Here is a 6,966-nt window from a genome sequence, read left to right on the forward strand (position 1 = left end):
ACCTTGACCGCGACCGTCCACTCCTTGACGGTGTGCTCGGCCTCATAGACCTCGCCCATCCCGCCGCGGCCCAACAGCCGTTTGAGGTGATAGGGCCCGAACATCGTCCCCACCCGCGAGCCCTGCGTGTCGCTCATCGCTGACCCTCCAAATCACCCCGCAACCCCGCCGACAATATCAACAGCCCCCCCGCGCGCGGCCCGAATCGCGAGTGTCGTGCCGGTCGGAGGAGCACCTGCCAGTGTCCTCCCTGTCGCGGGCGTGGCGCCATCAGTGCAGTTCGTAAGAATCGCGTGACACCCGGAAGTAATGGCCGGTGCCGCGGTCGGTGCATGTCATGCCGCTTGGCTCGCTGTCGCAGGTGAGCGGGTTCACCGACCACGCGCTCCCGTAGCTGAGCGTCGGCATGTCGCTGCCGCGCAAAGTGTCCGAGCTGCAGACCAGTGTGGCCGGTGTGTCCTGCTGCAATTCGAAGCGGTTTCCCCATTCCCCCTCGCAACGATCCGGACGCGGCGGCGCCGCCCAGACGTGGTCGGCGATTTCACAGCTGGCAAACGCCTTGTTGCCCAGCGAGCCCATCTCACAGTCGATGTTCTCCGCCGGGGACTGAAACTGGTAAAAAGTGTCCGCCCGCGCCGTCGGGTGAGTCACCAGCGCCGCAAAAGCGGCCAGCATCGCCAGGGCCGTGCGCATCACCGGTTACCTCTCGTTCGTCCACAAGGCCTTTCCAAGATCCCCTCCAAGGATCCTTCAAGGATGCGACAAGTGCGCTGGCCGAAGCTTTGTTCATACCGATAAGCGAGATTCCAGACCAGAAGGGCAGCACCGGAAAATGACGAACACCACATTCAAGTCCAGCTTCGCCCTCGTCGCTGTTCTGGTCGGTGTGGTCTCGCTGCTCCCCGCGCAGTGGCGGGCCAGCGCCGGTCGCGTCTGGTCATTCGCCGTGTACTACCTCGGCTACCGGATGCTTTCGGTTCAGATGTCGTGCGGCAACCTGGCCGTCACCGGGGTCCCCTTCGTCATGAAGCACGTCTGAGCCGCCGGCCGCAGTTCACCTACCCGGCTTTCGCTGGGGATCGAGTCGCCTGAGCGCCAGCGCGATCAGGATCACCAACACGACCGCTTGCAGGATGCACGCGAACAACGCGAACAGCCAGGTACCTATCTTGTGGTCCCACAACGGATCTGTTTCGCCGCCCAGGAAATGTTTCAGGTCATTGAGCTCGATGGTCGCTGCAGACATCGCGAAGGCCCACCGCGACGGTGACAGCCACGCCAGTGGTTTCAGGGAGTTCAGCGAGAACATGCCGCCCGAGAGCACCAGTTCGGCCATGAAAACCAGCACCAGCATCGGCATGCCGCGATCCGCGTTGCCGATCATCGCCGAAATCAACAGGCCGATCAGCATCGAGACCACCGTGACCGCGATGACGGCCGCCGCAATTTCGAACCTGGCTGACGGAAACAGCAGCGGATCGTCGGGCGGAGACCGGAACGCGGTTCCCAGTAAGCCCAGGACCAGCGCTTGGATGGTGGTCAGGGCGCCGAGCACCACCAACTTGGAGGCCAGGTAAGCGCCACTGGACAAACCGATGCCGTGTTCCCGCTGATATATGGCCCGTTCCTTGACGATTTCCCGGATCGAGGCGGCGCATCCCATCACGCCTCCGCCGATGATCAGCATCATGAGTATCTGGGTGGGTTGACCTGACTTCAACGTCATTGCCTTGGGAATCGACAGTCCGGCACTGCCCGGCGGGGTCAACGCGATCAGGCTGAGCAGCACCGGCGTCAGCAGCAGGATCACCGAATACTGCCGGTCAGCGGCGATGACCGCCAGATACCGTCGGCACAGCGTGAGGAACTGGGAGAACGGGGTCTGCTGTGCGACCGGTTTCGACGGGATTCCCGGGTGTGGCGGCCGGTGCCCAGGGCGCGGGCCGGTGAGGGCCTGCTTGAGCGGTGAGGTGTTGAACCGGCCCGTCCAGTCGGTCTGGGTGTCCTGTTCGAGCAGGTTGAACAGGTCGGGGAAGTCGGTGCAGTTGAAGTAGCTCAGTGCCTGCTGCGGCGGACCGAAGTAGGCCAGGCGACCGCCGGGGGCCAAGATCAGCAACCGGTCGCACAGGTTGAGCTGGGCGATGTTGTGGGTGACCACCACCACGGACCGGCCGTCGTTGGCCAGACCGCGCAGGGTCTGCATGACCGATTTCTCGTACCCCGGGTCAAGGCCTGAGGTGGGCTCGTCGAGGAACAGCAGCGACGGTTTGGTCAGCAGCTCCAGCGCGACACTGGTGCGTTTGCGCTGGCCGCCGGACAGACTGTCGATGCGCTGGTTGGCGTGGGCGGTCAGCCCGAGTTCGCCCAGCACCTCGTCGATGCGCTGCTTGCGTTCCTTGGCGGAGACGTCCTGGGGGAACCGCAGCTGGGCAGCGTAGTTCAGCGCTCGCCGCACCGTCAGCTGTGTGTGCAGGATGTCGTCCTGCGGGACGAACCCGATCCGGTGCCTGAGCTCGGCGTAGTTCTGGTAGAGGCTGCGGTCGTCGTAGCGCACGTCGCCGCTGCCGGCGGGGCGGAACCCGGTCAGCGCGCCCAACAACGTCGACTTCCCAGCGCCACTTGGTCCGACCACCGCCATGAAGCAGCGTTCTGGCAGGGCGAAGCTGACGTCGGAGAGCAACACCTTGCCGTCGCCGGTGACCACCCGCAGGTTCGACGCCTCGTAGGACACATCGCCCGTGTCGACGTATTCGACCAGCCGCCCGCCGGCGAGGTGCATTAGCTGGTGGCCGATGCCGACGATGTCGTCGGGCCCGATCACGGCGTTGCTGATCCGGTTGCCGTTGACGTAGGTTCCGTTGGCGCTGTTGTTGTCGACGAGCTCCCACTGGTTGCCGATGCGCCGCATGATGGCGTGGTGGCGGGATACCAGCAGGTCGTCCAGGACGACGTTGTTGTCGGGCGCGCGCCCGATCGTGACCACCAACTGGTCGATGTCGTGTACCGCGGTCGGCGGCCGGGCGATCGACGTCTCGCCCCTTCGGCGTGGCGGGGGTGGGTTTTGCGGGACGGGCGGCCTCGGCGGGGCTGGGTTTTGCGGGACGGGCGGTCGTGGCGGCCCGGGGGGCGGTGGCGGCGGCGGGGGTACGTCCGCCGTGACGGCGGTTTCCGGCGCGTGCGGCCGCGGCGGGGCCGGTCGCGGCGGCGCGGCGATCGGGTTGAGCTGCACCACTTCCCCGGAGGACACCGAACCCAGCATCACGGTAACGGGCTGACGTATCGTCATGCTCTCCACCCGCTGCCCGTTGACGAACATCCCGTTGTTGCTGTGGTTGACCAGGACCCACCCGTCGGGGGTCGGCTGCAGCACGGCGTGGTTGCGCGACACCCGCGGATTTTCCAGACGGATATCGGCCTCGTTTGCACGACCAAGCGTCCAGGAGCGACCGGGAGTGGCCTTCCAGGTGCGACCGCACGCCCGCAGCTCCAGTTGAGGTGGAGTGGCGGTGACGATCTCGGTCTTCTCGTCCATGCGTAGCCTCCGTGCGCCTACCTGGCTTCTTGGTCTCGGGCTTTCGTCGGACTCAGGAGTGGGAAGCCCACCACTTGTATAGCTGATCGAGGTTGGGTCCTTGAAGTTTTCCGCCGACGAGCGCGAATACCATCGTTTGCTGGTTGCTCCACATCACCTGGGGTTCGTTGCCTTTGTAGACGCCGCAGGCGATCTGGCCGAGGACGGTGTTCGGGTCCTGCGTGTGCCACCAGTTGCCCGGTGACGCCTTCCCGCCAGGGCAGGTCTGGATGGTGAACGTCTTCGTGAAGCTGCTGAAGGCGTCCTGCACTGCTTTCACACTCGGGAACAGCCCGTAGGCCGCTACTGTCGGGCCGCTGGGGTCGGTGTTGACCCCGCACTTCACCGAGACCATCGCTCCCGGCATCGGTTGGCTGTCAGGCGTGCAGGTGCCGGTGGGATAGCCGCCGGGCAACGCCCTGAGCAGCCGCTGCAGGTCCGCCGACACGCTGGTCGTCGGGATGGTCGTCCTGGTGGTGGTCGGAATCGTCGTCCTGGTGCTCGTCGGGAAGGTGCTCGTCGTCGTGGTTTCCTCCGCGTTGTGGCGGTCGTCGGAGCCCCCCATGTTCAGCGCGACGACGATGGCGCCGATGACGAGGACGACGACCGCGACGGCGATCCCGACGATGATGGGCAACTGGTTACGGCTGCGCTGCGGCTGGGGTTGGCTCCATTGCGCGGCGCCGGTGAACTGTGGTGGCGGACCTGGTGGGGGACCCGGTGCTGGGCTGACTTGCGAGCCGGACCGGGTTCCCGGTGGTGGGCCCGAGGGCGGGCCGCCCCAACTGCCGCCCGTCGGATGCACGGGCCCGGGTCGGCTGGGCGCCGCGGGTGGGGGGCCGCCGGTGGGAGTCCAGTTGGAGCGGCCGGTCGGGGTGGGCGGCGGCGTCCGCCCGGAGCCCCCCGTACCACCGTGCCGCGGCGGCGCAATCTTGACGGGCTGAGGCGTGACGGCCAGGTGCGGCAACGTGGATTCGCTGCTGTGACGCAGGATGCCGACGGTTTGTTCCCGCTGGTTGTTGGTCAGCGCCTCATGAGCGGCCCGCGCCAGCGCGCCGGCCGTGGCGTAGCGGTCCTCGGGCCTTTTGGCCATACCGCGGGCGATCACCTCGTCGAGGGACCTGGGGATGCCCGAGCGCTTGGCGCTGGGCAGCGGGATGGGGTCCATCATGTGCGAGGTGACCAGCACCCCGGCGCTGTCGGAGGCGTACGGCGGGGCCCCGGTCAGGGCCTCGTACAACACGCAGGCCAGCGCGTAGATGTCGGCGCGGTGGGTGACTTCGCCGGTGGAGAACCGTTCGGGCGCCATGTATTTCCAGGTGCCCACCGCGGTGCCGAGCTGGGTGAGTTTCTCATCGGTGTTGGCGCTGGCGATCCCGAAGTCGACCAGGTAGGCGAAGTCGTCGCGGGTGATCAGGATGTTGGGTGGTTTGACGTCGCGGTGCATGACCCCGGCGGCGTGGGCGGCGTCGAGGGCCGAGGCGATCTGGGTGATGATGGCTACCGCCCGCGGCGCGGTCAGCGGCCCGGATTCTTTGAGCATGGTTTCGAGGTCGGTGCCCTCGATCAGGCGCATCTCCAGGTACATCTGCCCGTCGATTTCGCCGTAGTCGTGGATGGGCACCACGTGGGGTTCCTGCAGACGGCCGGTGTGGCGGGCTTCCCGCTTCATCCGCTCGCGGAAGATGGGGTCCTTGCTGAGCGATTCCGACATCAGCTTGACCGCTACCGTCCACCCCTTGACGGTGTGCTCGGCCTCGTAGACCTCGCCCATCCCGCCCCGGCCCAGAACGCGTTTCAGCTGGTAAGGCCCAAACATCGACCCCGCGCGCGAGCCTTGCTCGTCGCTCATCGTCGACCCCTCCAAACCAGCCCGCGACCCCCTGCCGACAATATCAACAGCCGGCACGCGGACCCGTGGGCAGCAAAGACCGGGCCCGGCAATCCCCAACGCTAGTGGGGGACGGCCGGTAGTGCGCCGGTCATCCGGGTGGGGCGGTCAGCCGTTGTGGCCCCACCACCCGTACAGGTCCTCGATGGGCGGGGGACCCCCGAAAACGTCACTGAGTACCAGCTTGCCCTCGTTGCTCCAGATCACGTTCGGCTGGTTTTTGTAGGTGGCGCACGCGACCTGGCCGGCCTCCACGTCCGGGCTGCTGTTGTAGTGCCACGCGCTCGGCGATGGCCCCGATCCGGGGCAGTTCATCAGCTGCACGGCGGCAACGTCGTCGTTGAAGGCCTTCTTCAGCGCCCCGACATTGGGGAACAGCCCGTAGATCGCCTTGGACGGGCCGCCCTGGTTGGTGTTCTGCGTGCACTTCACCATGGCCACCGAACCCTGCCAGATGCTGTTGGCCGACGGGGTGGTCGTTGTGCAGGTGCCCATCGGATAGCCCTTGGGCACCAGGCTCAGCAGCTTGGTTTGCGGGTCATTGCTTGGGGAGACCGAAGTTGACGCCGGTGTGGTGCTCGACGGGGTCGAGACGGCCGAACTGCTTTGGCCCGCCTGCGGCGTCTTGTCCTTTTGCGTGGCCAGGACGATGGCAACGCCGGCGCCAATCAGGACGACCACCAGAACCGCGATGCCGGCGAAGATGGGCCAGCGGCTCCGTTTGGCCGGTGGCGTGGGCTGGTTCCACGATGTCGACGGAGGTTGCGGCGGGCCCGGCGGCTGGGCGCCCCACGTGGTGGGGGCTTGGTAGTACGGGGAACTGGCCGCGGGCGCGGCGGTGACCGGGCCGGGGTACGACGGTTGCTGGGTGGGTGCCGGCGACGGGGTGGCCGCCAGGGTGGGTGGCGGGTTGGGTGGCGGGTTGGCCGGGGCCGGCCCGGGCACGTTGGCCATCCGGCTGCGGCGCAGGATGTTGTCGGCGTGGTCTTGATCGGGGTTGCTGAGCGCTTCGTGGGCGGCGATCGCCAGGTCACCCGCGCTGGCGTAGCGGTCCTCGGGCTTTTTGGCCATGCCGCGCGCAATCACCGCATCCAGCGCCCTGGGGATGCCCGCCCGCATCGTGCTGGCTTGCGGAACGGGGTCCATCAGGTGCGAGGTGACCAGCACGCTGGCACTGTCGGCCCGATAGGGCGGGGCCCCGGTCAGGGCCTCGTGCAGCACGCAGGCCAGCGCGTAGATGTCGGCGCGGTAGGTGACCTCATTGTTGGAAAACCGTTCGGGCGCCATGTATTTCCAGGTGCCCACCGCGGTGCCCAGTTGGGTGAGTTTCTCGTCGGTGGTCGCACTGGCGATCCCGAAGTCCACCAGGTAGGCGAAGTCGTCGCGGGTGACCAGGATGTTGGGCGGTTTGACGTCGCGGTGCATCACCCCGGCGGCGTGGGCGGCGTCCAGCGCCGAGGCGATCTGGGTGATGATGGCCACCGCCCGCGGCGGGGTCAGCGGC

Annotated in this window: 6 protein-coding genes; 1 reads left to right on the forward strand and 5 read right to left on the reverse strand. The window is 67.1% G+C overall.

The genetic code is table 11. The features are described 5' to 3' along the window. Positions 1 to 137: hypothetical protein (locus VML93_RS22625; RefSeq protein WP_325614505.1), on the reverse strand; the 137-nt coding region annotated here is incomplete at its 3' end. A 133-nt stretch (positions 138 to 270) separates the two neighbouring features. Then, positions 271 to 693 carry a DUF6636 domain-containing protein gene (locus tag VML93_RS22630; RefSeq protein ID WP_325614495.1) on the reverse strand — a complete coding sequence of 141 codons (423 nt, stop codon included), beginning with the start codon at positions 691 to 693 and terminating at the stop codon, positions 271 to 273. 139 nt (positions 694 to 832) lie between these two features. Between VML93_RS22630 and VML93_RS22635 the strand changes: the two genes are divergently transcribed. After that, entirely contained in the window at positions 833 to 1,039 is a 207-nt protein-coding gene (locus VML93_RS22635) for a hypothetical protein (protein WP_325614496.1), read from the forward strand. Positions 1,040 to 1,054: 15 nt separating this feature from the next. On the opposite strand, the gene VML93_RS22640 is transcribed toward VML93_RS22635, so the two are convergent. From VML93_RS22640 to VML93_RS22650, 3 genes are all read right to left on the reverse strand, one after another. Continuing rightward, complete coding sequence (locus VML93_RS22640) at positions 1,055 to 3,532, reverse strand: FHA domain-containing protein (protein WP_325614498.1); 2,478 nt, start codon at positions 3,530 to 3,532, stop codon at positions 1,055 to 1,057. 52 nt (positions 3,533 to 3,584) lie between these two features. Further along, positions 3,585 to 5,423, reverse strand: coding sequence for a serine/threonine-protein kinase (locus tag VML93_RS22645; protein ID WP_325614500.1), 1,839 nt, complete (start codon positions 5,421 to 5,423; stop codon positions 3,585 to 3,587). A gap of 147 nt (positions 5,424 to 5,570) precedes the next feature. Next, positions 5,571 to 6,966: serine/threonine-protein kinase (locus tag VML93_RS22650; protein ID WP_325614502.1), on the reverse strand; the 1,396-nt coding region annotated here is incomplete at its 5' end.

This window comes from Mycobacterium sp., assembly GCF_035499775.1.
Lineage (GTDB): Bacteria > Actinomycetota > Actinomycetes > Mycobacteriales > Mycobacteriaceae > Mycobacterium.